This is a genomic window from Sphingomonas sp. SP2 (assembly GCF_058313385.1).
In genome coordinates this window covers 1,739,504-1,762,761 of record NZ_JBZFLD010000001.1, presented here as the reverse complement: position 1 = coordinate 1,762,761, position 23,258 = coordinate 1,739,504, and the positions used below count along the sequence as shown (strand labels likewise).

The following is a 23,258-nucleotide window of genomic DNA, read 5'->3' as shown; positions in this document are numbered from 1 at the left end:
CGGCGCCGGACCGTTGCCTCCTCGAAGAAGGAGACGAAGCATGGAAGACGAGCGGATCTGGGCGATGGAAGAGAAGCTCTGGCACGGCGGCACGGAGGTCTATGACCGCCTCGTCGACGAGAATGTGGTGATGGCCCTCCCCGCCGAGCCGTTCCTCTTCACCCGCGACCAGGCCAAGGCCGCGGTGAAGGACACGCCCCGGTGGGAGGAGGTGCGCTTCTCCGACCAGAAGGTCACCCGCCCCGAGGAGGGCCTGATCGTCATCGGCTATCAGGTCGAGGCATCGCGCGGCGACGAGCGCTATCGCTGCTATGCGAGCTCGACCCTGATGCGGCGCGGACACGAGGACTGGACGGTGGTCGCGCACAGCCAGATCGTGCCGCCGAAGGCCGGGGTTCAGGGCGCCTGAGCGACGAATATCCCCGCACCCCGGACGGCCGCTATTTCGTTGTCCGGGGTCGCCTCTGGCGCCTCAGCAATCCCGCGCTCGATCCCGAGCGGCGCGAGCATCTGGTGCGCGAACTGATGGATGCGCGGCGCAAGCGCGACCGCGTGCGGGTCGACGCCGCGAAACGGGCGCTGGGCGAGCGCGGCCCCGTCTGGTGGGAGGACGGCGCCCCCGACTGGAACCGCCACCTCGCCAGGAATACGCCTTATGCCGACTGGTGGGCAGCTCAGATGCCGCCCGGCACCACCAGATAGCCCGCGCTCTCCATGCTCGCGGAAAGGAGGCCGGCAACGGCTTCGGCCTTTTCCATATCTTCGGACCGGATCACGAAATTGGCGCCCACCTTGCCCTCCCGAAAGAAGGGATAGGAGCCGATCGCGATGCCTTCGTGGGCGCGCTCGGTTTCGCGCAGGAGGTCGGCGACTTCGCTTTCCGGGACCATTCCGCCGATGGTCACGCTGACGAGCGGACGCCCGCCCTCGAGCGTCCCGGTCAGCGCGTCGAGCATCCCGGCGGTGATATGCGGCACGCCGGCGAGGATGAAGATATTGCCGTGGCGGATGCCGGGCGCGCCCGAGACCTTGTTGACGATGAGGTCGGCCCCTCCCGGCACGCGCGCCATTCGCAGCCGCGCCTCCGTGAGGCCCCCACGTGTCTCGTAATAGCGCTCGAGGATGGCGCGGGCGTCGGGATGGACGATCACCGGCACGCCGAGCGCGGCCGCGATCGCGTCGACCGTGATGTCGTCGTGGGTCGGGCCGATGCCGCCCGTGGTGAAGAGATAGTCGTTGCGCGCCCGCAGCTGGTTGACCGCCTCGACGATCCGCTCCTCGACGTCGGGGACGACCCTCACCTCGGCAAGGCGGATCCCCTGCACGTTGAGCCAGGTCGCGATCTGGGCGACATTCTTGTCCTGGGTCCGGCCCGAGAGGATCTCGTCGCCGATGATGCACAGGGCCGCGGTATAGGTCTTGGTCGAAGCCATGGCCCGGCAGCTAGGCCCTGCCCCGCCGCCCCGCAACCTCACCCTCGGACGATGTCGACAAGTGCCGCCGCGAGGACCCGATCATGGCCGCCCGCGATGTCCGCGATGCCCGGCCGGGCCAGCAGGTCGGGCATGAGGCCGGCGTCCGGCTGCGGGGATCGCGGGAAATAGCCGATTAGCGGAAGATCGAATTCGAGGCCGCTTGCGGGGAGCCGGACGAAGAAGAAGCTTCCACCATTGATGCCGCGGCGGTTTCCACCCGTGGGACCGCCGACGAGGCGGCCGAGCCCGAGGCGCTGCACGGTCGATGCGAACTGGAAGGTCGCACTGCTGTTCACCGGCGACACGAGCACGCGCACCGGCAGGCCGAGGCGTTTGCCCGCTGGCGCAACCAGCATCGCGTCCTCGGCGGACGGAGGCCGGCGATAGAAGCCGCCACCAAATGCGGCCGCACCCTCGCCAAGCGTCCGGAAGGAAGGGTCCCACGTATCGAGATAGGGATCGAGCGCCGGAGGGGTGCGCTGGAAGCGAAGGCGCTGTTCCCAATCATTGGTAGCGACCGGCCGGTCGATCAGGCGGGCGAGGATCGCAGCGCCGCAACTCTCGTCGCCACCTTCGTTGTCGCGAAGGTCGATGACGAGACCGGGGGCGCGCTCCAGGCTGTCGAGGCGCTCAGAGAGCCAGCTCTTCCAGTCCCATTTGCTGTTCCACAGGGCCCAGCCGGGCATGGTCAGCACCGCAATGCCATCGGGCCGCATCACCCATGACCAGACCGCTCCGTCCTGATCGGGCGGGGACGCGCGCATCATCTTCTGGCGCGCGGCGAGAGCGATGGCCGGAAGGGCAAGGGCCAGGCGCTTGCCGCCCGGCGTGAGGGCCTCCAGCTGATGGGTGCCGCTCGGCGGTGGCGCGACCAGCCCTTGCAGGACGTCGAACGTCTCGAACTCGTCGTCGCCCCGCACCTCGAGGAGGGACACGCGCTTCGCATCATTGTGGCCGTCGCCGCGGGTCAGCGGGATCAGCCGGTCGCGCAGCATGGCCGGATCCAAGCCATTCATGCGCGTGATGCGCGTTCCTCTGGCAAGGGTGCCGGAGGGGTCGCTGGTGACGACCATCGACCGGTCGACCCAGTTGAACAGGAACGGCAGGCGGGTCGGCCGGTCGAACAGAGCGGTCTGCACGGCCGTCTTCTGGTTGAAGAAGTTGCCATAGCTGTGCCCGCAGCGGATGGCGGCGGTCAGCCTTGCAAGGGCCAGATAACGTCCGGCCATGTCGCCCGCCCGAATATATTCGGCGGCAAACATTTCGAGCCGTCGCTCCGCTTCGCGGGGAGATTGGTAGCGATGGAGGCCGGGGTGCAGGGTCAGCGCCTGCCGGACGATCGCGACGTCGCCGCCAAGGTCGCGGCGGGTGGGGAGATCGGCGGCCGCGCTGCGCGCCGACCAGCCGGTCAGGGCAACGCCACCGCTTGCTTTCAGGAAGCTTCTGCGCCGCACCCCCGCGCTCCTTCGACATTTGGCCTTGTACCCCCTAGATAGCAGGAATGACTCAATATGTGACGGTGTCGGCGGACGATCGCAGCGAGGCGCGCAGCGGCGTGATCAAGCTGCATGGCGAGGATGGCTTTGCCGGGATGCGGGCCGCGGGCCGGCTTGCCGCCGAGATCCTCGATGCGCTGGCGCCGATCGTGGTTCCCGGCATCACCACGGCCGAGATCGACGCCTTCGTCTATCGCATGATGCGCGAGGCGGGCGCGGTCCCCGCGACGCTCGGCTATCGCGGCTACACCCACAGCTGCTGCACCTCGATCAACCATGTCGTCTGCCACGGCATCCCGGCCGACAAGGCGCTCAAGGAAGGCGACATCGTCAACATCGACGTTACCCCCATCCTCGATGGCTGGCACGGCGATTCGAGCCGGATGTACCTGCTCGGCGATGTCGGGGTGAAGGCACGGCGGCTGGTCGACGTCACCTACGAATGCCTGATGCTTGGCCTCGAGCAGGCCCGTCCCGGCAACCGTCTTGGCGACGTCTCGGCCGCGATCCAGCGCCATGCCGAGAAGAACCGCTACTCGGTCGTGCGCGACTTCTGCGGGCACGGTCTCGGCCGACTGTTCCACGACAGCCCGGAAGTCGTCCACGCTGGCCGCGCGGGCACGGGCCCCGAACTGAAGCCCGGCATGTTCTTCACGGTCGAACCGATGATCAACATCGGTCGGGCCGACTGCAAGATGCTCGACGACGGCTGGACCGCGGTCACCCGCGACCGCTCGCTTTCAGCCCAGTTCGAGCATTCGATCGGGATCACCGAGGACGGCTGCGAGATCTTCACGCAAAGCCCCAAGGGCCTGGACCGCCCACCTTATTAAGCTGTTCTCCTGCGAAGGCAGGAGCCCAGTTTCGCTTTTTATTTGAAGGTCACTGGGCCCCTGCTTGCGCAGGGGAGCTACCAGCTCGCGACCAGTTTCTCCGCCGCCGCGACGTCTTCGGGGAAGTCGACTTCGCCCCACTCCTCGCCTTCGATCGACAGCGTCCAGATGTCGCTCGACTGGGCAAGGTGGTGGATGACCCGAAGATACCAGATCTGAGTCCCCTCGGGCGAGCGCATCGCCTCCTCGATCGCATGGCGGAAGCGCTCGGCGCCGTCGCCGCGGAAGGCGAGCAGGCCGATCGATTCGGCATTGACCCCGTCGGTGCTCGCCAGCCGCTTGCCGATGGCGCGAAGGCGTCCGCCCTCTTCGACCACCTTCATGTCGTCGGCGTCATAGCCTTCGGCCTTGCGGTCGATGGTGACGCAGATGCCCGGCCGGTCGTTCGCCACCACCTTCGCCATGAGCGCGGGCGAAACCATCGTGTCGCCGTTCCAGACCAAAGTGTCGCCGCTCAGCGCCTCGCGCGCCATGAAGAGGGAGCCGGTATTGTCGGCCACCTTGTAGAAGGGGTTGAAGACGGTCCGCGTCTCCGGCCCCTCCCCGGCCGCGCGGCGCCGCTCGAGCGCAGCCTCGATCTGGTCGTCGCGAAAGCCCGTGACGATGATCGCCTGCTCGATGCCGTTCGCCGCGAGCGTGTCGAGCTGGCGGTCGAGCAGGGTCCGGCCGCCGAATTCGATGAGGCACTTGGGCCGGTCGGTGGTCAGCGAACCGAGCCGCGATCCCTGGCCTGCGGAAAGAATGATTGCCTGACGCATGGGCGGGGCGCTTGCCGGGGAATTGCGGCAAAGCCAAGACGCCGCCTAAGGTGGCATCAGCCCCAGGGGAGGATGAAGTGAAGAAGGTCGAAGCGATCATCAAGCCGTTCAAGCTCGACGACGTGAAGGACGCACTTCACGAAGTCGGGGTGAGCGGCATGACCGTCACCGAGGTCAAGGGCTTCGGCCGCCAGAAAGGCCACACCGAGCTTTACCGCGGCGCCGAATATGTCATCGACTTCCTGCCCAAGGTGAAGATCGAGGTGGTGGTCGAGGACAGCCTGACCGCCAATGTCGTCGAGGCAATCGCCAATGCCGCGCGCACCGGGCGGATCGGCGACGGCAAGATCTTCGTCTCGCCGGTCGAGCATGCCGTCCGGATCCGCACCGGCGACGAGGGCACGGACGCGATCTGAGCCTGAAGGTGTCGAACGATCCCCGCCTTGCCTCGATGAGCCCGGACGAGCTGCGCACCCACATGCGCGCGCTCGGCTACCGGACGCAGAACGAGCTCGCCAATGCGATCGGTGTCAGCCGCTCGGCGGTCTCGCTCTGGCTCGAAGGCAAGGTCGGAGTGCCACGCCCCGTGGCCATGCTGCTGCGGATGCTCGTCGCGGCCCAGCGCCGCGTCTTCTAGCGCCAGAGCTGGAGCGAACGGACCGCCTGCGGGAATTGATGCTCCCCGTCGATCCGGGCGAGCTGGCGGTCGAGCAGCTTCCACTTGCGGCTGAGCCCGCCCTTCTTCCACACGTCGACCTGCCACCAGCGCCCCTCGACGCTCCGGCCTTCGATGGCCCCTTCCATCTCGAGTTCGGCGGCGAACACCGCGACCCCTTCGGCCTCGCGCGAATAGACGGCCTGGCCGAAGCGATAGCGCTCGAGGCGCCAGCGCTCGCCCGCCGCCTCGAGCATGCTCTTGCGGTCGAGCAGCACCGGCGTGCCGGCCGCCACCACCATCCGGAACCGCCGCGACAACAGCGCCCGGAGAACCTTGCGATCGCCGGTCGCCCAGGCGCGCATCAGCTGGTGTTCGAGCGCCTCGATCCGCCCGTTTGTCTCGCTTCCCATGGCTCCGGTCCTTAGCCCGCCGCCCGGTCGAGGCAAGACGTGGCGAAGCTGCGGCGGCCAATGGCCACCCCGACGGAACGCAGGCCCCTATCCGGCATTGGAGAATCGCGATGGACCTTGCCGCCCTGCACCTCGATCTCCTTGCCTTCATGCCGCTCATCGGCGGCGCAATTGGCGGTGCCCTGCTTATCTTCCTCGCGACCACCCTGCTGACGGCCAGCTCGATCCCAGGGCTCCTCATCCCGATGAGCCTGGCCAGCGGTGTGCTGCTGGGTCCGGGCCTCGGCGTGGCGTCGGTCGCGGGCGGCGCGCTCACCGGAAGCCTGCTCCTGTTCGGGCTTACCCGGCGGTTCGGGGCGGCGCGGCTTCGCTCGCGGTTCGGCGCCCGGCTGGAAGTCCTCGAAGCGCGGCTTGGACGTTATGGGCCGGCCGCGGTGGTCGGGCTCCGGGTCGTCGGCGCACCAGGCCCCCTCATCACCGCCGGAGCCGCGCTGACGACCATGCGGACGCCGGTCTTTGCCGCCGCCACGCTTGCCGGTCTCCTTCCGGCCATCGGGCTCGCCGCCGCCGGTCCGCACCTCCTCATCTTCTGAGTACGGCCAAGCGAATTCGTTCCGCTTTTCGCCCACGCGAAATCTTCACCCCGCCCTTGGCCTCCACCGTCCGCCGCCCGAAAGGCGGAGCCAGTCCAGTATCCCAGCGAGGAAGTGATTCTCATGGCCGATTCCGCCACCGCCGCGTCCATCATGAAGCGCATCGAGAATGAGGAGATCGAGTGGGTCGATCTTCGCTTCACCGATCCCAAGGGCAAGTGGCAGCACCTGACCATGGCCGCGGGTGCGATCGACGAGGACATGCTCGAGGACGGCTTCATGTTCGACGGGTCGTCGATCGGCGGCTGGAAGGCGATCAACGAGAGCGACATGATCCTCAAGCCGGATCTCGATGCCATCTACGTCGATCCGTTCAGCGCCACCCCGATGATGATCGTCTGCTGCAACGTGGTCGAGCCGGCCACGGGCGAGCTTTATTCGCGCGATCCCCGCTCCTGCGCCACGCGCGCCGAGGCCTATCTGAAGGCGAGCGGCCTCGCCGACACCGTCTATGTCGGGCCGGAAGCCGAATTCTTCATGTTCGACGACGTCCGCTTCGGCGACGACTATAACGGCAGCTACTATCACCTCGACGACATCGAGCTGCCGACCAACACCGGCCGCGAATATGAGGGCGGCAACCAGGCCCACCGGCCCCGCGCCAAGGGCGGCTACTTCCCCGTCGCCCCGGTCGACAGCGCCGTCGACATCCGCGCCGAGATGGTCTCGACCATGCTCGAGATGGGCCTTCCCTGCGACAAGCACCATCACGAGGTCGCCGCTGCGCAGCACGAGCTCGGCCTGACCTACGGCACGCTGGTCCAGACCGCCGACCGGATGCAGGTCTACAAGTATGTCGTGCACCAGGTCGCCCATGCCTATGGCAAGACCGCGACCTTCATGCCCAAGCCGATCGCCAAGGATAATGGCTCGGGCATGCACACCCATTTCTCGCTGTGGAGCGGCGGCAAGCCCCTCTTCGCGGGCAACGGCTATGCCGGCCTGTCCGACACCGCGCTCTACTTCATCGGCGGCGTCATCAAGCACGCCCGGGCGCTCAATGCCTTCACCAACCCGACCACCAACAGCTACAAGCGGCTGGTCCCGGGCTTCGAGGCGCCGGTGCTGCTCGCATATTCGAGCCGCAACCGCTCGGCCTCGTGCCGCATTCCCTACGGGACCGGCGAGAAGTCGAAGCGCGTAGAGTTCCGCTTCCCCGACGCCATGGCGAACCCCTATCTCGCTTATGCCGCGATCCTGATGGCCGGGCTCGACGGCGTCCAGAACCGCATCCACCCGGGCGAGGCGATGGACAAGAACCTCTACGACCTGCCGCCCGCCGAGCTGGTCAGCGTGCCGACCGTCTGCGGCAGCTTGCGCGAGGCGCTCAGCAGCCTCGCCGCCGACAAGGATTTCCTCCTCAAGGGCGACGTCTTCTCGTCCGACCAGATCGATGCCTACATCGACCTCAAGTGGGAAGAAGTGCTGCGCTGGGAGACGACCCCCAGCCCGGTCGAATTCGACATGTATTATTCGAGCTGATCCGCGCTCAAAGCGGATTGACGGTCGGGCCGGGGTCCGGGGCAGTGATGTCCCGAGGCTCCGGCCCGATCCGTTTTGGAGGGGCCGGCAAGGCAAGCTTAGCCCTTTGGTAACCCCGCCGCTCTACTGTCCGGCCTCGATCAGGAGGCGCAAAGGCGGCCAGGCATGAACGAATTCCGGGACAGGCTGCTGCGCGGCAAGCGCACCGAGACGCCGTTGCTCAAGACCAAGGACCCGCGCCCAGCGGACATGCCCGTCGCCGAGGAGGAGAGCTTCACCGAGCTCGTCATCCCGCGCGAAACCCATCGCCAGTCCGACCATCGCGACGGCGACCGCCACCGGCTCGACCAGGAAAGCGCGATCCTCAATCACAAGGGGCGCAGCCAGAAGGTGACGTTGGTCAACCTGTCGGGTGGCGGCGCCATGATCGAGGGCGCCAAGAAGCTTCGCCTGTGGGACCGCGTCGAGCTGCAGCTCGGGGACTGGCACCGGGTCGAGGGCGCCGTGCGCTGGATCAAGGGCGAACGGATCGGGCTCGAATTCGCGCACGAAACCTGCGTCGACACCGGCACCGAGGAACTGGCGGACATGCTCCGCGTGGTGCTCCAGCGCTCCTTTCCGGACGTCGCGATCGCCGCCGTCGAACCCGCGCCGCCACCGCCTGCCGCCCCCGCGGCGGAAGCGGATGCGCCTGCGGACGATGTGCGTGACCATGACGAGCGCGAGATTCGCCATCCGCTCATCTGGAGCGGCGAGGTCCATTATGCGCACGAGACGACCCCCGTCCGCCTTCGCAACATCTCGAGCGGCGGCGCGCTGATCGAGGCTTCGGCGGCCTTCCCCGTCGGCGCCGAACTCCTGCTCGACCTCGGCGACGCTGGCACCATCTTCGGGACGGTCGTCTGGGCGCATGGTGATGCCGCGGGACTCAAGTTCCACTCAGCCTATGACGTGCGCAACCTGGCGAAGGCACGACCCGAGATCGCCGGCGCGCGCTGGGTCGCGCCCGACTATCTTCGCAATGACCGGTCGAGCGACAGCCCATGGGCGAGCCACTGGGGTCGAAGCGACCTTGCCGGCCTTCACCGCAAGCTGGGATCGCCGCGCGGCTGACCCTGCCCGGCGGGCCGCCTCAGGCGGCTAGCCGACGAACCCTGGCGGCCTGGAACTGGGCCCAGGCGAGGTAGACCACCAGGCCGATGCCATTCCAGGAGAGGAAATAGAGCTGCGTCTTCTGCGGCAGGCTCCAGAAGAGATAGAGACAGCCAAGGATTCCGACGGTCCCGATGACGGGCGCCAGCGGCGCGCGGAACTTGCGTTCGGCGTCGGGCGAGCGGCGCCGCAGCACCAGCATCGCCGCGCAGACCGCCACGAAGGCGGCGAGCGTGCCGGCATTCGCGAGCGCCGCAATCTCGTCGAGCGGGAAGAGGCCGGCGATCACCGCCACCACGATTGCGGTAAAGAGCGTGATCCGCACCGGGCTGCCACGCTTCGAGACCTTGGCCAGCGGCTGCGGGAGGAGGCCGTCGCGGGCCATGGTGAAGAAGATCCGGCTCTGCCCATAGAAGAAGGCGAGGATCACCGTCGGCAGGGCGATGACCGCGCTCGCGCCGAGGATCCGCGCCGCCCAGCCCGACCCGATCTCGCGAAGGATCAGCGCCAGGGGCTCGGGGCTGTCGGCAAAGCGGGTGAAGCTCAGCGCCCCGATGGCGGCAGCGGCGACCGCCATGTAGATGGCGACGCAGACGACCATCGAGCCGACGATCCCGATGGAGAGATCACGGCCGGGATTCTTGGCTTCCTCCGCGGCGGTGGCGATGGCGTCGAACCCGTAGAAGGCGAAGAAGATGATCGCGGCGGCGGCCATGACGCCGACTTCCGAGCCGCTCGCGCCCGAGCGCGGGAAACCGAACGGCATGAAGGGCTGGAAATTCGCTGCGTTGAAGTGCGGCAGGGCAACGGCGATGAAGAGCGCGAGCGCCGCCATCTTGATGACGACGAGGATGGCATTGAGCGTCGCGCTCTCGCGGGTGCCGGCGCTCAGCATCAGCGCGACGACCGCGATGATGAAGACCGCGGGAAGATTGAGGATCCCGCCGGCATGGGGCCCCGCGACCCATTCGGGCGGCAGCGCAAAGGGCGTTCCGGCAAGGAAGCCGGTCGCATAGCCCGACCAGCCGACCGCCACGGCGCTCACCACCAGGCTATATTCGAGGATCAGGCTCCAGCCGATGATCCACGCGATGAGTTCGCCGAAGACGACATAGCTGTAGGTGTAGGCCGAGCCCGAGGCCGGAATCATGGTCGCGACCTCGGCATAGGCGAGCGCGGCGCAGGCGCAGATCAGGCCGGCAATGGCGAAGCTAAGGATGACCGCGGGACCGGCTTTCCCTGCGCCGACCCCGATGAGGGTCAGGATGCCGGTGCCGACGATCGCGCCGACGCCGAGGGCCACGAGATGCGGCCACGACAAAGTCCGGGCGAGGCGATGATGCTCGGGCAGCTCGTCATGCGCGGTGACGGACTTGCGATACTTCCAGCTGCTCAAGACGACATGCCTCCCCCTGTTCGGCCGCGAAGGAAGCCGAGCGGGAAGGCAAGGTCAATTGCTAAGCGTGCGACCTAATGGATGGTCGCGGCATCCGCGCCGGCCGAGAGGGCGACGATCACCCGTTCGATCTGGCGCCAATGGCAGAAGCGGAGGACGTTGCCGAGGTCCCGAGCGCCTTCGGCCCGCACCGCCGCCTCGAGCGCGGCATCGTCGCCGAAGACGTCGATCAGCTGGACGGCGTCCGCGAGAGCGGCGCGGGAGGCGATATAGGCGTGCATTGCAGGGAGCCTGCTACGCCCCGGGCCCGTAAGAGCGGCCCAACAAACAGGATTGAGAAAGGATTCACCTTGTTTTCTTGGCCTTCGCGCACGGCTCTGCCAAAGGCGCGCCATGCAGCCTGATCTCGAAAAGCCCGCTTATGCCGGAGGATGCCTCATCCTCGTCGGTTTCCTCGTCGGCGCGGTCGCCGGGATCGCTCTTGGCGAACCGAGCATCGGGACGATTGCAGGCGTCGGGATCGGCGGACTGATCGCGCTGCTCCTATGGCTCCGCGCCCGCCGCTAGCTCAGCGCAGCCGCCGTCCGGTCCATAGTACGCGGCCGACAATCGTCAGATCGGCGGGATCGAGCCCGGGCCAGTCGGCGTAAGCGGGATTGTCCGCCTGGACGGTCACCATCCGCTTGATCGGGTGAAGCGTCAGCCGGCGCACCTGCTTCGTCCCGTCCATGTCGAGGAGATAAAGCCCGTCACGGAGACGCCCCGCGGCGTCGCCGAGGTCGACCAGCAGGCTGTCCCCGCCCTGAAGCGTTGGCGCCATTGCGTCGCCGTCGACCAACGCGAGGCGGAGGCAGGCAAGATCGCTGCCGAGTTCCTCGAGCCAGGCGCGCGGGAAGCCGAGCCGGACGTCGGCGCCGCTTCCTCCCTCGATCGCCGCCGGTGCGACGAGCGCGTCGGGAGGCGGCGGAGTCCCGCTCGCCCCAAGCCACTGCTCCGGAATGCCGAAGTGACGCGCCAGGATGGCGCGCTCGCGCTCGGGCAGTCGCCGCGGCGTCCCGCGCCGGATGAACTGCTGGATGTAGGCGGCATTGCGTCCGATCAGCCGCGACAGGCCTGCGAAATCCTCGCCCCGCTCCGCGCACAGGCGCGCCAGCACCTCGCGGGGACTGTCAGGCGGACTGGACATCGCAATCATAGGAAAACCCCTAGACATGTAGGATGGCGGCTGGGACAAGAAATGAGCCGAGTCGTCATTGGTCGGGGGGCCAAGACGTGTATTTACTCAGAGACGTTGAAAGATTTCTTAACAGTTCGAACCAGAGCCCGGCCCGCTTCGGCCGCGAGGTGATGCGGGATCCGCGCTTCGTTTTCGACCTTCGCCGAGGGCGAGAGCCGAGGGCTGAGACGGTTCGGCGAGTGCGGGATTATCTGGAACAGGGACAATGAACCGGCCGCGCATGACGGCCTATGCGATGGCCCTGCTCCGTCTGCTTCTGCAACGGGCAGGCGAGGACCGCAATAGGATTTTTCTTAGTAGATGGTCGACAACGGACTGGCAGTCGCTGACGTTGGAGGGCGAGCGGCATGAAGCGAGCTTCACCGTGTCGGGCGACGATGCGGCAGCGTTCGCCGATCTCTGGCTCGCCGGGCTCGAAGATGCCGAGTTCGACCTTCCCCGCGGTTTCGTCGCGGAAGTATCGGTGACCGCTCCCCTCCTCCACCGGCCCGACGGGTCGGTCGAGGTGGAGATCGGGGCGCTGACCCTGAACGACTAGGCGAGGTTGCGGCGGAGTTCGCCGAGCGCCTGGCGCAGGGCGGCCGCCGCATCCACTTCGAGTTCGAGCACCGGCGCCGGGCGGCTGTCCTGCCGTTCGCCGAGATGGGCCTCGATCCGCTGACGAAGCTCGCCAGGGGTCGGGAGTGCGCGTGCCGCGAACAGCTGCACGACGCGGCTGTCCTCCTGCGGCGGATCGAGCCGATCCTCTAGGACCAGCGGCGCGACTTCGTCTTGCAGGACGTCGATCAGTTCGAGCACCGGCGAGGCTGGCGCGGGCTCGGCGTCGGCCTCTGCCACGATCGCGACCGGTGGCAGCGCAAAGGAGCGCAGGCGGAAGCGCCGCGGCTCGGGTTTGACCTGACGAAGGAGCGCGAGCGTCATCAGCCCGCTCACCGCCGCCACGCCGACGCCGACCAGCGGCCAGCCGAGCAGAAGCAAGGCCGTTCCAATCGCTGCGCCAAGGATTGCGGCTGCAACGCCATCGGCGCTCCAGCCCATCCAGTCTTCCCCGCTCCCGTCCATGGACGAAGGGGTAAGCGACAATGGTTAGCCTTTCGTTGCCATGATCGCCGCGAGCAGCGCGTCGGCGAAGGCGGCGGAATCCGCCGGTCCGACCGCCGTCACGATCGGGCCGTCGGTGACCACCGGCCCCTCCTCCACCGCGGCGCCGGCGTTGCGAAGATCGGTGCGGATCGAGCGCCAGGAGGTCGCCCGGCGACCGCGCAGCGCATCGGCTTCGATCAGCAGCCAGGGACCATGGCAGATGGCGCCGACCGGCTTTCCCGCCGCGACGAACGCGCGGACCAGCGCGACGGCCTCGGGCCGGGCGCGGAGGTGATCGGGATTGATGAGCCCGCCCGGAAGAAGCAGCGCGTCCCATTCGTCGGCGCGGGCCTCGGCGATGGCGAGGTCGGGCGTGATCCACTCGCCGGGATCGTCGAGCACGGTCGCGCGGATCGGGGCCGTCGCCGGAGCGGTGAGGCTGACCGCGCACCCCTTGCCGCGAAGCCGTTCGAGCGGAACGAACAGTTCGTCCTGCTCGAACCCGTCGCTCGCCATGATCAGGACTTTGGGCCGCATGCGGAACAACCCCTAGGCTTGCGGCGCTTCAGCCTCAAGATGGCCTCTTCCGCACCCACCCGCCTGCGCCACTGCACCGACGATCAGCCGGGGATCACCCGCAAGCAGATCAAGGGCAAATGGGCCTATTATTCGCCCGAGGGCGACCGCATCACCGACCGCGAGGAGATCGACCGGCTGAACGCCATCGCGCTTCCGCCGGCCTACACCGACGCCTGGTTCTGCCCCTATCCCAATGGTCACATCCAGGCGACCGGCCGCGATGCCAAGGGCCGCAAGCAATATCGCTATCATGCCGCCTTCCGGAGCCGGCAGGACAAGAGCAAATATCTCGGCACGATCGAGTTCGGCGCCGCGCTTCCGCGCCTTCGCCGCAAGGTCGAGGCGGATCTCAAGCTCCGCGCTACCAGCCGGGAGGCGGTGCTCGCCGCCGTCGTGCGCCTCCTCGACACCGAGCATATCCGCATCGGCAACGAGCAATATGCCAGGAGCAACAAGAGCTTCGGCGCGACCACCCTGCGCAGCCGCCACCTCCGCAAGGCGGGGTCGAAGCTGCTCGTGCGCTTCAAGGGCAAGCATGGCATCACCCACGAGCTTCCCATTTCGGACAGCCGGTTGAAGCGCATTGTCGCCAAATGCACCGAATTGCCGGGCCAGAACCTCTTCCAGTATCTCACCGACGAGGGCGAGCCCTGCCCGATCACCAGCGCCGACGTGAACGACTATATTCGCGAAGGCACGGGCGGCGACTTCACCGCCAAGAATTTCCGCACTTGGGGTGCGAGCGTCATCGCGTTCGAGCAGATGCTCGGTGCCCAGGAGGAAGAGGTCCGCAAGATCAGCCTCAAGACCGTGCTCGAGCCGGTCGCCGAGGCGCTCGGCAACACGCCCGCGATCAGCCGCAAATCCTATGTGCATCCCAAGCTGATCGACGCCGCGCGCGACAATCCCAAGCTCCCGCTCGGTCGCTTCGAACGGCCGCGGTCGCGCAAATATCTGTCGAGCGCCGAGGTCGGTCTGCTCGACTGGCTGATGGGCAAGAAGAAGCGCAAGGCAAAGGCCGTCGACGAGGTGGTGAAGGCCGCCCGGACCTCGCCGCAGAAGGTCGACGAGGTGGTCGCGGCCTGATCGCCCGGCGCTTGACCCCCTCGCCCGCCCCCGCCATCCCTCCCGCACCATGACGGAGCTTCAGAAACTCGCCGACTGGCTGTGGCAGAGCCGCGAGGCGCTGCTGGTCGGGACCCTCGTTGCCGTGGGCCTCGTCGGCCTGATGATCATCGCCCGCGCCGTCGGTCACCGGATGGTCCGGCGCGACCCGGGCACGCTCGGCTGGTCCGGCGTGATCGGACGAGTCCTCAGCAAGACCAGCCTCGCCTTCATGGCGATCGCGGCGATCGACATCGTCCTCAATTATGCCGGCCCGCCCGCCCGCATCGAGCGGCTGAGCAACGTCGCCTTCATCGTCGCCTTCGCGCTCCAGGCCGCGATCTGGGCGCGCGAGCTCATCCTCGGGGTCATCGGGACCCGGGTCGGCGAGCGGCCGGGAGAAACCGCGGTCGGCAATGCCATGGGCGTCATCCGCGTGCTGGTCAGCGTCGCGGTCTTCGCCATCGCGCTCATCGTCATCCTCGACAATCTCGGGGTGAACGTCACCGCGCTGGTCGCGGGCCTCGGTATCGGCGGCATCGCCATCGGCCTTGCCGCGCAGGGCATCTTCTCCGACCTCTTCGCCGCGCTCTCGATCCTGTTCGACAAACCCTTCCGCCGGGGCGACACGATCCGCTTCGACACCACCACCGGCACGGTCGAGAAGATCGGGCTCAAGACCACCCGCCTCGTCAGCGTCACCGGCGAAGCGGTGATCATGGCCAACACCAAGCTGCTCGAGCGCGAGATCCGCAATCTCGCCGGCGGCAGCGACCGCCAGGAGACTTTGCGCTTCGGCCTCACCTACCAGACCCCGCCGGCGAAGCTCGAGGCGGTCCCCGCGCTCGCTCGCGCGGCGGTCGAAAGCCAGCCCGGCTGCCACCTCCAGCGCTGCGTCATGACCGCCTTCGGAGCGAGCAGCCTCGACCACGACCTCGTCTTCCGCCACGAAGGCCTCGACCAGGACCATCTGTTCCAGGCCAAGGCGGCGATCATCCTCGACCTCCTCCGCCGCTTCGCCGCCGAAGGCATCGAATTCGCCTACCCCACGCAAACCACCTTCACCGCCGCCCCCGACGGGACTTTGGTCATGCCCTACGCGGTCCCGCAACAGACCTGACCCCGACGGACGACCTCGGCGCCCGGCACAAAGCCACCCTATGGCGACCGAAGAATGGCCGCCTTCGACCTTCGGCCCGAATGTCCGCTTTCGACCCATTGCGGACATTGGCCTAGACTGTGATGCTGACGACATGAGGCTCACATCCAAGCGCATCGCACTCAGTCTGCTTCTGATCTGGGTAGCTTGGTGGGCTTACGAGTTTCTCAGTGCGCCGGTGCCGGATTACGAGATGAGAAAGGTGTTCGCTCTGCTCATGAGCATTGGACTGCCTTGCGCTGGTGCGGCAATCTATCTGCTGTTTGCGGGGCTTAAGGCGATGCTGAGACGCAGTCGCTAGGTCTCGCGCTTAGATGTCGGCTTTCTACCCATTCGCGACATTGCGGCTGAGCGTCCGACTTCGACCCAGTGCGGACATCAAGTTTCAGGCGCGGGGCCGAGTGCGACACTTGGTTCCGGACTGATATTCACCTGTTGAAGGGTCGAGACCATCCCTGTCCGTTCTCCAAACGCCAAAATGGTCGTCTGCATGCACGGATAGGGTTGCGGAGCAGTCTTGGATACCGGTGCGAGTTTCGAACGTGAAGCGGCAGAACCATCGTTGGTCGATTGGTTCGACAATCGGCTGCTGCTTCACGCAGCTCTCACTCAGCAGGTTTGCGGGTTCACCAATCCCTTTCGGGTCCGCTGCCATCCTAACCGCTATCGACAGGTCAGGCTTCGTAACACCTCCGACAATGTCTCCATTGTCGCAGCCACTGAGCGGAACGGCCAGTAGCACGAGAGCAAAGGTAGCAAGGCAGGAAAATGACAAGCCTCCCGCTACCGAAGATGATGTCCTCTTTTCACCCGTTGCGGAAATCATTCCTCCGGCAAGAACTGGCTTTTTAGATAGGTCGCCATCATCTCATCTCGCTTTTGTGCATTGGAGACGTGAACGATCAGAGTCTCTTTAAGGTCAATTTCAGAGTGGAGCGCCACATGTCCCGCGAACCATAGCGCTTCGGATAATGGCTCATCGTCATGCCAGGTCGGCATCACAAACTTGTCGTGGGGGATGTCATCAAAATCGAAAGCCTGAAGGACAGACCAATCGATTGTGTCGTGCCACTCCTCGCACTCGACGCCCCAAGCCACGACATACAAGCAACCGCTGTCTACCAGCCAACCGGCGATGAGTTTTCGCCATTCTTGGGACACTGCCTCGTCGGAAACGATCACCGCTCGAAACGGCTCGCTCCTGAGGCTTGGTGGTGGAGTCTCTTCTGGGCGAAGGTGCAGATATTCTACTCCCATCCAACCAGCCTAGGAGAAATGTCAGACCACACAATCTGCAATGTCCGCTTTCCACCCGTTGCAGACATTCTGGCCGAACTCTGCCCCCGACCCGTTGCGGGCGTTCCCGCTGATGCTCAGAGACAATCGCCGCCAGCACACGCTCCAAGCAAACCTGCTGCCATTACAGCCGGGTAAAGGACGACAGGGGCGGTAATGAGCAGCCACCATGCCCGGTGCTGGCGGATCGCGGCCGCAATCAATGCACCCCATGCAATGACAGCAATCCAGAATAGCCACGCGGACCTTCCGAGCGCCATTTCAAGCCAGCCATAGCGGAACTGGGTCTGCCATAAGGCAAGCGCAACTGCGATGATGACCGGCCCTGCCAGCCACCAGCGGCGACCCACGATTGGCGGCGTTCTCATATGCGTCATCGTGGCATGCCGAGTGTCCGCTTTCCACCCAAAGCGGACATTCTCACCACCGCTTGCAAAGTAGGATTTCACCTGCTCAACTCACCGGAGCGGTTCGCCGCGAGGCTCTTTCCACTCGTTGATCATTGCGACCTCGCGGCGCTCGAAATTGCATCCCGCGTCAGCGAAAAGAGGAAAAGATACGACGCCGCACCCCCCGCCCTATGTAAACTTTGTCAACTTAGGCGGAATTTGGCGCGGCCACTTCAAGACCTTTGTGACCTCGGTGCCGATCGGCCGAGCGCTTTCGGGCTTCGTGCTGCCCTCTAAAGGCACGCGCCGAGACCCCGGCATGGGGGGACGCCCTAGCGCTTGCGGACGAACTCCGCGCGCAGGACGAGGCCGCGGATGCCGTCGAACTTGCAGTCGATCTCCTGGCTGTCGCCGGTCAATCGGATCGACTTGATCAGCGTCCCGCGCTTCAGTGTCTGGCCGGCGCCCTTGACGTCGAGGTCCTTGATCAGCGTCACCTGATCCCCGTCGGCGAGGAGGTTGCCGACCGAATCGCGCACCTCCACCGCCGCGGCGGCGCGCTTGCGCTCGGCAAGCTCGGCCGCCGGCAGCCATTCACCGCTTTCCTCGTCATAGACGTAGTCGTCGTCGGCCATCGTCACTTATTCCTGTGGCTCGCCGTCGGCATCGTCATCCTTGCCGAAGCGACCCTTGAGCCAGCGCCATGCGCCGCCGAGCGCCACCGCCACCAGCACGGCAAACTTCTTGCCGAACGCCAGGAGCAGCCCGAGCAGCCCGACCTTCTTGGCCGCAGCGACGCCGGCGCCGGCCGCGACCAGCCCGGCAAGCCCATAACCCGCTTCCTCGTCGGTGCCAGGCACGAAATCGGCATAGCGCGCGCCATCGTCGAACTGCACGGTCGAGCCGAGGCTTCCCGCCGCGGCCTTGACGACCGGCAGCCGGCTCATGCCGTCGACCATGTTTAAGCTGAGGACGCCGGTCCGCCCGAGCGAGCGCACGTCATAGTTGAGGCTGTGCTCGGCCTCGCCGTCGGCGGCAAGGTCCCGGGCCCAGACCAGCACCTTCTTCGCGGGATCGTAGGTCGGCGCCTGCGCCCAACCGGCGAGGTGCAACTTCTGGTAGCCCGCCTTCACGCGCGCCTCGTTGGACGCCTCGGTCGCTTCCTGCAGCTCCTTGAGGACGGCGGCATAATCTTCCTTCGCCGCATCCGCGTCGGTGATGTGGCCGGTTTCCTCATAGGTGACGACCGCCCCCCAGCTGTCGGAGAAATCCGCCCCCGCCGGGAAGATCATGCCGAGCACGCCCTCGGCCGAATCCGGATGATTGCCCCAGGCGTCGACCAGCACCTTTCGTGCATCGTTCGGCCCGAGGAAATAATAGGCCTGTCCGAGGTTCAGCCGCGCCTTGGCCTCGGGAATGGCGATGATCCCGGTCTGGGGACTGAGGCCCTTCTTGAACTGAGCGATCGACTGGCCCGCCTCCTGTGGCGGGGTGGGCGCCCTGGCGGCGCCTGGAACGGCAAGTGCCAACAGGGCAGCCGACAGCAGCAGCCGATACGCATGGGTCATGATCTGGTTATCCCCCCGGATGAGGCGCCGAGACTACATCCCCGGTGGCGCGACGCAAGTCACGGCCAGAAAGCGAAATAAGCGCCGTTTTCGACCGTTATTGCCAAGCCCGGTCCCTTCCCGCACATTGCTTCAAGCAGCCGTCCGCAGGGGGCGCCCGGTGACCGACGTGTTCGTGTCCTACAAGGCTGAAGACCGGCGCCGCGTCGCGCCGCTCGTCGACGCGCTCGAAGCCGGCGGCCTGACGGTCTGGTGGGACGCCCGGATCGGCGCCGGCACCGGCTGGCGCAAGGAAATCAGCGATGCGCTCGATGCCGCGCGCTGCGTCATCGTCGTCTGGTCGAGGCGCTCGATCGGCGAAAAGGGCGGCTTCGTCCACGACGAGGCCACACGCGCGCTGCGCCGCCACGTCTACCTCCCCGTCCGGATCGATCGGGTCGAGCCGCCGCTCGGCTTCGGCGAGGTCCAGGCGCTGTCGCTGGTCGGCTGGAAGGGCGACCCCGGTGACCACCGCATCGCCACCCTCCGCGACGAGATCGCCGCGATCATGGCGGGCAAGCATCTCAGCCGGACCGGCGTCGTCGAGGAAGGCGGGGTTGATCGTCGCCAGTTGCTCGCCGGGACGGCCGGAGTCGCCGTCCTCGGACTGGCCGGGGTCGGTGCCTGGCAATGGCTGCGACCCGTCGCGACCGCACGAACCAACAGCATCGCGGTCATGCCCTTCCGCAATCTCGATCCCGCCGAAGGCTTCTTCAGTGACGGGCTGGCGGAGGAATTGCGCTCGGTCCTCAGCAGCAATCCAATGCTGGAAGTGGCAGCGCAGACGAGCTCAGAAAGCTTTCGCGACGATCCGCCCGACGCCAAGACCATCGCCCGCCGCCTGCAGGTCGCCTATCTCCTGGAAGGCAGCGTCCGGCGTGCCGGGCAGACGCTGCGGATCGACGCCCGCGTCATTGACGGCCGCACCGGCTTCGACAGCTGGGCGCAAAGCTTCGACCGGGTCGCCGCCGACGTCCTCGCGGTGCAGGCGGAGATCGCCTCGCTGGTCACCGATTCGCTGCTTGCTGGTGTATTCAAGAAGTCGCCCGAGCTTGCCCGTGTTGGCGGGACCGGTGATCCGACGGCGTTCGAGGATTATCTCAAGGGCATGGCGCTCTATCGCCAGGCTGGCGGGGCCGAGGGCGACCGCGCCGCCCTCGCTCGCTTCGATGCCGCCCTTGGCCGCGATCCCCGCTACGCCGCGGCGCATGCCGCCCGCTCGCGGGTGCTGACCGCCACCGCCAATAATGGCGCCAAGGCGGACCAGCGCGAAAGCCTCTACGGCCAGGCAAAGAAGGCCGCCGCCAGGGCTGTCGCCATCGCCCCCGACATGGCCGAAGGACATGGTGCGCTGGGGTTTGCGATCATCAACGGCGACCTCGACGCACGGGCTGCCGAGCAGCCCTACCAGCGGAGCTTCGAACTCGGCTTCGGCAATGCCGACATCCTTTCGGCCTTTGCCGTCTTCGCCGGTCGGACCGGACGCTTCGACGACGGTCGCAAGGCGATCGGGCGGGCGCAGCGGCTGGATCCGCTGAACGCCACGGTCTTCCGCAATGCCGGCCTGCTCGAGTTCGCCGCCGCAAACTATGACGCGGCCCTGCCCCCGCTTCGCACCGCGCTCGATCTCCGGCCCAAGGGCAGCATCATCCGCTCCCTGCTTGGCGACATCGCGCTGATGGGGGGCGATGCGAATGCCGCGGCCGATTATTTCGCGGCGGAGCCCGACGATGTCTCGCGGCTCCGCGGGCTCGCCATGGCCGAGCATAAGCGCGGCCGGACCGCCGAGGCGAAGGCCGCCATGGCCGAACTGGTCGCCGAACACGGCCCGGAGAGCCATTACCAGCAGGCCCAGATCCTCGCCTTCTGGGGCGAGGTCGGGCCCGCGCTCGACCAGCTCGACCAGGCGCTGGCGGCCCGCGACGCCGGTCTCGTGCGCCTGCGCAACGACCCCTTCCTCAATCCCTGCCGCGCCGATCCACGGTTCGCGGCACTGTCCCAGCGGCTCGGCTTCTCGTGAGACCGTCGATATTGTTCGAAAAGGAGATGCACGTGACTGGACGCACCCTGACCCGACTGACGGCCGCCCTGCTGCTGACCACCGCCCTCGGCGCATGCGGCAAGACTGCGAAGGAAGCGGCGAGCGACGATGCCAACCAGGCCGCCGCCGAGGCTGCGGCCAATGCCGCGGTGCCGTCGAATTCGATGATCGGGAATGGCGCCGACCAGCGCACCAATCCCGACGACCGCACCAACCCTGACGACCGCACCAACCCTGACGACCGGACCAACCCGGACGACCGCACCAATCCTGATGATCGCACCAACCCTGACGATCGCACCAATCCGGATGACCGCAGCGCCGCCGACATGCGGACCAATCCCGACGACCGGTAAGATGACGCCGCATCGCTGGCCGGCCGCGGCTGGCCTCCTGTGTCTCGCCTTCCTGGCGGCGACCCGTGCCGGTGCCCAGCCTGCCCCGGACGACCTGGTCGCGCCCGAACTCGAGCTTACGGAGCGGCCGCCCTGGCTCATCTGGCTGACGAGGCTGACCCCGGCCGAACAGGAGCGCCTGCGGCTCTTCACGAACAGGCTCGGCGAAGGCCGACGCGGCTTCGTTATCGCCGGGCTGCTCGCCGCGCCCGAGGAGACGCGGCGCCGTTTCGTGACGCTGCTGGGGAAGCTCGACGACGGAGAAGTGGAGAAGCTCGCAGGCCGATTTGGACGCTATCCCGTCGCGTTTCTCGACGGGCTGAAGACCTACGTCGGCAGCGTCGAGCCGGATCGCGCTTATCACGACATGTTCGTGCGGCCACGCTACACGACCACGCCCGAAGACGAAGCGGATGCCGCAGCGGAGGCCGCCTGGCGCGCATTCCGTTACCTCTGGGACCCGCCGGAAGCGCTGACCCGCGCACGGCCGGCGGAGGATGAGGCGGCGCCCTTTCAAGTCCAGATCTACAAGGCGGGGGCCAGCGCCGCCCCGCTTTCCCCGCTCGAGCTTCGGCGCGAGTTCGACAATTACGGACAGGCTCTCAAACCCTACCAGCGCACGCACCATTGCGGCGGCGCGCTGATCGCGCCGCGGCTGGTCCTGACGGCGGCTCATTGCGTCAAGGATCCGCCGCCCGGCCCGTTCCTCCAGACCCGCAGGGTCCGCACGGGGACGCAGGACATTCGTGATGGGGGGACGACGTGGAGAATCGCCGCGGCCGTCCGCCACGGCGGTTACGACAGCAACCAGCGCAACGATATTGCGCTGCTCGTCCTCGAGCCCGATGCGCAGACAAGTGAGGCAGCCAACCAGGGCGCTCGCGCCATCCGCCTGCCGCGCCGCCGCGATCCCGCGGTGGGGACGGCCGAGCCGCTCACGGTGTTCGGCTGGGGCAACACCACAGAGACCGCGATCGGCGCCAAGTTCCGCAATCGCTTCGGCGGCGCGAAGATGGCGACCCCGGTGCTTCAGGAAGCCAATCTCCTGATGAAACCTGCCGCGGTCTGCAACGGCAACGCGGCCTTTGCCGGCGCCAGCGAGGTCGGCCGGGGACAGCTCTGCGCGCTGGGCGCCGACGGGGTCGATGCCTGCCAGGGCGACAGCGGCGGTTCGCTCATCCGGACCCTGCCCAGCGGCGAAAAGGTGCTGGTCGGCCTCGTCTCCTTCGGGCGCGGCTGCGGCATTCCGGGCGTGCCCGGCGTCTATACGGATGTCGCAGCCTATGAGAGCTGGATCGCGCAGGCCCGCAAGGCGGCGAGGCCGGGGCAGCTGATCGACTGGCCCGCACGGCCGCGACCTGCAGCGGCGGCGGCGCGCTAGGCTGAGCGTGGAGCGGGCTTGCTAAGGCCGCGCGCTTCTTCCACCTGACAGGGAACATCGAACCCGTCATCCGGAAGGTCAGCCATGCCCGTTGCATCGATCGACACCATCAAGTCCAAGGTCGGCGAGGAGCTCGGGGTCTCCGACTGGATCGAGGTCACGCAGGACCGGATCAACGTCTTTGCCGACGCCACGGAAGACCATCAGTTCATCCATGTCGACGAGGCGCTCGCCGCCCAGACCCCGTTCGGCGGGACCATTGCCCACGGCTTCCTCAGCCTGTCGCTGCTGAGCCGGATGGCCGCCGACGTGATGCTGGTGCCCGAGACCACGAAAATGGGCGTCAATTACGGCTTCGAGCGGGTCCGCTTCTTGTCGCCCGTCCGCGCCGGCAAGCGCGTCCGCGGCCGCTTCACCCTCGTCAGCTTCGAGGAGAAGCGTCCGGGCCAGTATCAGTTCGCCCACGACGTCACGGTCGAGATCGAAGGCGAGGACAAGCCCGCCCTCAACGCCGTGTGGATCGGCCAGGTCTTCGCGTGACGAATTTCCCGTCACCCTGAACTTGTTTCAGGGTCCATTTCTCAACCCGCGACGACATCGCGACGACGGGATGG

At 67.0% G+C, this 23,258-nt stretch carries 29 protein-coding genes; 16 read left to right on the top strand and 13 right to left on the bottom strand.

Features of this window, described 5'->3' with window-relative positions:
- Positions 1-40 precede the first annotated feature (40 nt).
- Both AC4GYU_RS08975 and AC4GYU_RS08970 read left to right on the top strand, forming a co-directional pair.
- Positions 41-409, top strand: a complete 369-nt coding sequence (locus AC4GYU_RS08975) for a DUF4440 domain-containing protein (protein ID WP_491086545.1) — start codon at positions 41-43, stop codon at positions 407-409.
- A gap of 104 nt (positions 410-513) precedes the next feature.
- Positions 514-702, top strand: coding sequence for a hypothetical protein (locus AC4GYU_RS08970; RefSeq protein ID WP_491086544.1), 189 nt, complete (start codon positions 514-516; stop codon positions 700-702).
- On the opposite strand, the gene AC4GYU_RS08965 is transcribed toward AC4GYU_RS08970, so the two are convergent.
- Both AC4GYU_RS08965 and AC4GYU_RS08960 read right to left on the bottom strand, forming a co-directional pair.
- The gene (locus tag AC4GYU_RS08965) at positions 675-1,433 is read right to left on the bottom strand and encodes a competence/damage-inducible protein A (RefSeq protein ID WP_491086543.1); all 759 of its coding nucleotides are present in this window, start codon (positions 1,431-1,433) and stop codon (positions 675-677) included. The two genes, AC4GYU_RS08970 and AC4GYU_RS08965, sit on opposite strands and share 28 nt — an antisense overlap.
- A 38-nt stretch (positions 1,434-1,471) precedes the next feature.
- A complete protein-coding gene (locus AC4GYU_RS08960; protein WP_491086542.1) occupies positions 1,472-2,929 on the bottom strand; it encodes a S41 family peptidase in 1,458 nt (485 codons plus the stop codon).
- A gap of 47 nt (positions 2,930-2,976) precedes the next feature.
- Here AC4GYU_RS08960 and map point away from each other — a divergent pair, with 47 nt between their 5' ends.
- Positions 2,977-3,804: a type I methionyl aminopeptidase gene (gene map, locus AC4GYU_RS08955; RefSeq protein ID WP_491086541.1), complete on the top strand. Its 828-nt coding sequence runs from the start codon at positions 2,977-2,979 to the stop codon at positions 3,802-3,804.
- Positions 3,805-3,881: 77 nt separating this feature from the next.
- Here map and AC4GYU_RS08950 read toward each other — a convergent pair whose 3' ends face one another.
- Entirely contained in the window at positions 3,882-4,622 is a 741-nt protein-coding gene (locus AC4GYU_RS08950; RefSeq protein WP_491086540.1) for a phosphocholine cytidylyltransferase family protein, read from the bottom strand.
- Between the two features lie 77 nt (positions 4,623-4,699).
- Here AC4GYU_RS08950 and AC4GYU_RS08945 point away from each other — a divergent pair, with 77 nt between their 5' ends.
- Both AC4GYU_RS08945 and AC4GYU_RS08940 read left to right on the top strand, forming a co-directional pair.
- Positions 4,700-5,038: a P-II family nitrogen regulator gene (locus AC4GYU_RS08945; RefSeq protein WP_491086539.1), complete on the top strand. Its 339-nt coding sequence runs from the start codon at positions 4,700-4,702 to the stop codon at positions 5,036-5,038.
- A gap of 8 nt (positions 5,039-5,046) precedes the next feature.
- Entirely contained in the window at positions 5,047-5,259 is a 213-nt protein-coding gene (locus AC4GYU_RS08940; RefSeq protein WP_491086538.1) for a transcriptional regulator, read from the top strand.
- Here AC4GYU_RS08940 and AC4GYU_RS08935 read toward each other — a convergent pair.
- Positions 5,256-5,690, bottom strand: coding sequence for a nuclear transport factor 2 family protein (locus tag AC4GYU_RS08935; RefSeq protein ID WP_491086537.1), 435 nt, complete (start codon positions 5,688-5,690; stop codon positions 5,256-5,258). The two genes, AC4GYU_RS08940 and AC4GYU_RS08935, sit on opposite strands and share 4 nt — an antisense overlap.
- Before the next feature lie 110 nt (positions 5,691-5,800).
- On the opposite strand from AC4GYU_RS08935, the gene AC4GYU_RS08930 reads away from it, so the two are divergent.
- From AC4GYU_RS08930 to AC4GYU_RS08920, 3 genes are all read left to right on the top strand, one after another.
- Positions 5,801-6,283: a VTT domain-containing protein gene (locus AC4GYU_RS08930; RefSeq protein WP_491086536.1), complete on the top strand. Its 483-nt coding sequence runs from the start codon at positions 5,801-5,803 to the stop codon at positions 6,281-6,283.
- Between the two features lie 123 nt (positions 6,284-6,406).
- Complete coding sequence (glnA, locus tag AC4GYU_RS08925) at positions 6,407-7,825, top strand: type I glutamate--ammonia ligase (RefSeq protein WP_491086535.1); 1,419 nt, start codon at positions 6,407-6,409, stop codon at positions 7,823-7,825.
- A gap of 165 nt (positions 7,826-7,990) precedes the next feature.
- Entirely contained in the window at positions 7,991-8,938 is a 948-nt protein-coding gene (locus AC4GYU_RS08920) for a PilZ domain-containing protein (RefSeq protein ID WP_491086534.1), read from the top strand.
- Between the two features lie 19 nt (positions 8,939-8,957).
- Here AC4GYU_RS08920 and AC4GYU_RS08915 read toward each other — a convergent pair whose 3' ends face one another.
- Both AC4GYU_RS08915 and AC4GYU_RS08910 read right to left on the bottom strand, forming a co-directional pair.
- Positions 8,958-10,373: an amino acid permease gene (locus AC4GYU_RS08915; RefSeq protein WP_491086533.1), complete on the bottom strand. Its 1,416-nt coding sequence runs from the start codon at positions 10,371-10,373 to the stop codon at positions 8,958-8,960.
- A gap of 74 nt (positions 10,374-10,447) precedes the next feature.
- Complete coding sequence (locus AC4GYU_RS08910) at positions 10,448-10,654, bottom strand: hypothetical protein (protein ID WP_491086532.1); 207 nt, start codon at positions 10,652-10,654, stop codon at positions 10,448-10,450.
- A gap of 112 nt (positions 10,655-10,766) precedes the next feature.
- Here AC4GYU_RS08910 and AC4GYU_RS08905 point away from each other — a divergent pair, with 112 nt between their 5' ends.
- A complete protein-coding gene (locus tag AC4GYU_RS08905; RefSeq protein ID WP_491086531.1) occupies positions 10,767-10,940 on the top strand; it encodes a hypothetical protein in 174 nt (57 codons plus the stop codon).
- Between the two features lies 1 nt (position 10,941).
- Here the strand turns inward: AC4GYU_RS08905 and AC4GYU_RS08900 are convergent, their stop codons facing one another.
- Positions 10,942-11,559, bottom strand: coding sequence for a S24 family peptidase (locus AC4GYU_RS08900; RefSeq protein ID WP_491086530.1), 618 nt, complete (start codon positions 11,557-11,559; stop codon positions 10,942-10,944).
- A 256-nt stretch (positions 11,560-11,815) separates the two neighbouring features.
- Between AC4GYU_RS08900 and AC4GYU_RS08895 the strand changes: the two genes are divergently transcribed.
- On the top strand, positions 11,816-12,148 hold the full coding sequence (locus AC4GYU_RS08895) for a hypothetical protein (RefSeq protein WP_491086529.1): 333 nt from the start codon (positions 11,816-11,818) through the stop codon (positions 12,146-12,148).
- Here AC4GYU_RS08895 and AC4GYU_RS08890 read toward each other — a convergent pair.
- Both AC4GYU_RS08890 and AC4GYU_RS08885 read right to left on the bottom strand, forming a co-directional pair.
- Positions 12,145-12,672 (bottom strand): hypothetical protein, encoded by a 528-nt coding sequence (locus AC4GYU_RS08890; protein WP_491086528.1) that lies wholly within the window; start codon positions 12,670-12,672, stop codon positions 12,145-12,147. The two genes, AC4GYU_RS08895 and AC4GYU_RS08890, sit on opposite strands and share 4 nt — an antisense overlap.
- Positions 12,673-12,696: 24 nt before the next feature.
- Positions 12,697-13,230, bottom strand: a complete 534-nt coding sequence (locus tag AC4GYU_RS08885) for a type 1 glutamine amidotransferase domain-containing protein (RefSeq protein ID WP_491086527.1) — start codon at positions 13,228-13,230, stop codon at positions 12,697-12,699.
- A 39-nt stretch (positions 13,231-13,269) separates the two neighbouring features.
- On the opposite strand from AC4GYU_RS08885, the gene AC4GYU_RS08880 reads away from it, so the two are divergent.
- Both AC4GYU_RS08880 and AC4GYU_RS08875 read left to right on the top strand, forming a co-directional pair.
- Positions 13,270-14,358 carry a DNA topoisomerase IB gene (locus AC4GYU_RS08880; protein WP_491086526.1) on the top strand — a complete coding sequence of 363 codons (1,089 nt, stop codon included), beginning with the start codon at positions 13,270-13,272 and terminating at the stop codon, positions 14,356-14,358.
- A gap of 49 nt (positions 14,359-14,407) precedes the next feature.
- A complete protein-coding gene (locus tag AC4GYU_RS08875) occupies positions 14,408-15,496 on the top strand; it encodes a mechanosensitive ion channel family protein (RefSeq protein ID WP_491086525.1) in 1,089 nt (362 codons plus the stop codon).
- Positions 15,497-16,357: 861 nt separating this feature from the next.
- On the opposite strand, the gene AC4GYU_RS08870 is transcribed toward AC4GYU_RS08875, so the two are convergent.
- From AC4GYU_RS08870 to AC4GYU_RS08855, 4 genes are all read right to left on the bottom strand, one after another.
- Positions 16,358-16,792, bottom strand: a complete 435-nt coding sequence (locus AC4GYU_RS08870; protein ID WP_491086524.1) for a DUF7684 family protein — start codon at positions 16,790-16,792, stop codon at positions 16,358-16,360.
- Positions 16,793-16,908: 116 nt separating this feature from the next.
- Complete coding sequence (locus tag AC4GYU_RS08865) at positions 16,909-17,181, bottom strand: hypothetical protein (RefSeq protein ID WP_491086523.1); 273 nt, start codon at positions 17,179-17,181, stop codon at positions 16,909-16,911.
- A 371-nt stretch (positions 17,182-17,552) separates the two neighbouring features.
- The gene (locus AC4GYU_RS08860; protein ID WP_491086522.1) at positions 17,553-17,855 is read right to left on the bottom strand and encodes an alkylphosphonate utilization protein; all 303 of its coding nucleotides are present in this window, start codon (positions 17,853-17,855) and stop codon (positions 17,553-17,555) included.
- Between the two features lie 6 nt (positions 17,856-17,861).
- Positions 17,862-18,788, bottom strand: a complete 927-nt coding sequence (locus tag AC4GYU_RS08855; protein WP_491086521.1) for a DUF2167 domain-containing protein — start codon at positions 18,786-18,788, stop codon at positions 17,862-17,864.
- A gap of 160 nt (positions 18,789-18,948) precedes the next feature.
- Here AC4GYU_RS08855 and AC4GYU_RS08850 point away from each other — a divergent pair, with 160 nt between their 5' ends.
- The 4 genes from AC4GYU_RS08850 to AC4GYU_RS08835 all read left to right on the top strand — a co-directional run bounded on the left by AC4GYU_RS08850 (position 18,949) and on the right by AC4GYU_RS08835 (position 23,184).
- Positions 18,949-20,847 carry a TIR domain-containing protein gene (locus tag AC4GYU_RS08850; RefSeq protein ID WP_491086520.1) on the top strand — a complete coding sequence of 633 codons (1,899 nt, stop codon included), beginning with the start codon at positions 18,949-18,951 and terminating at the stop codon, positions 20,845-20,847.
- Positions 20,848-20,879: 32 nt separating this feature from the next.
- Positions 20,880-21,224, top strand: a complete 345-nt coding sequence (locus tag AC4GYU_RS08845; RefSeq protein ID WP_491086519.1) for a hypothetical protein — start codon at positions 20,880-20,882, stop codon at positions 21,222-21,224.
- Position 21,225: 1 nt separating this feature from the next.
- The gene (locus AC4GYU_RS08840; protein ID WP_491086518.1) at positions 21,226-22,644 is read left to right on the top strand and encodes a serine protease; all 1,419 of its coding nucleotides are present in this window, start codon (positions 21,226-21,228) and stop codon (positions 22,642-22,644) included.
- An 84-nt stretch (positions 22,645-22,728) separates the two neighbouring features.
- Complete coding sequence (locus AC4GYU_RS08835) at positions 22,729-23,184, top strand: MaoC family dehydratase (RefSeq protein WP_491086517.1); 456 nt, start codon at positions 22,729-22,731, stop codon at positions 23,182-23,184.
- Positions 23,185-23,258: the final 74 nt, after the last annotated feature.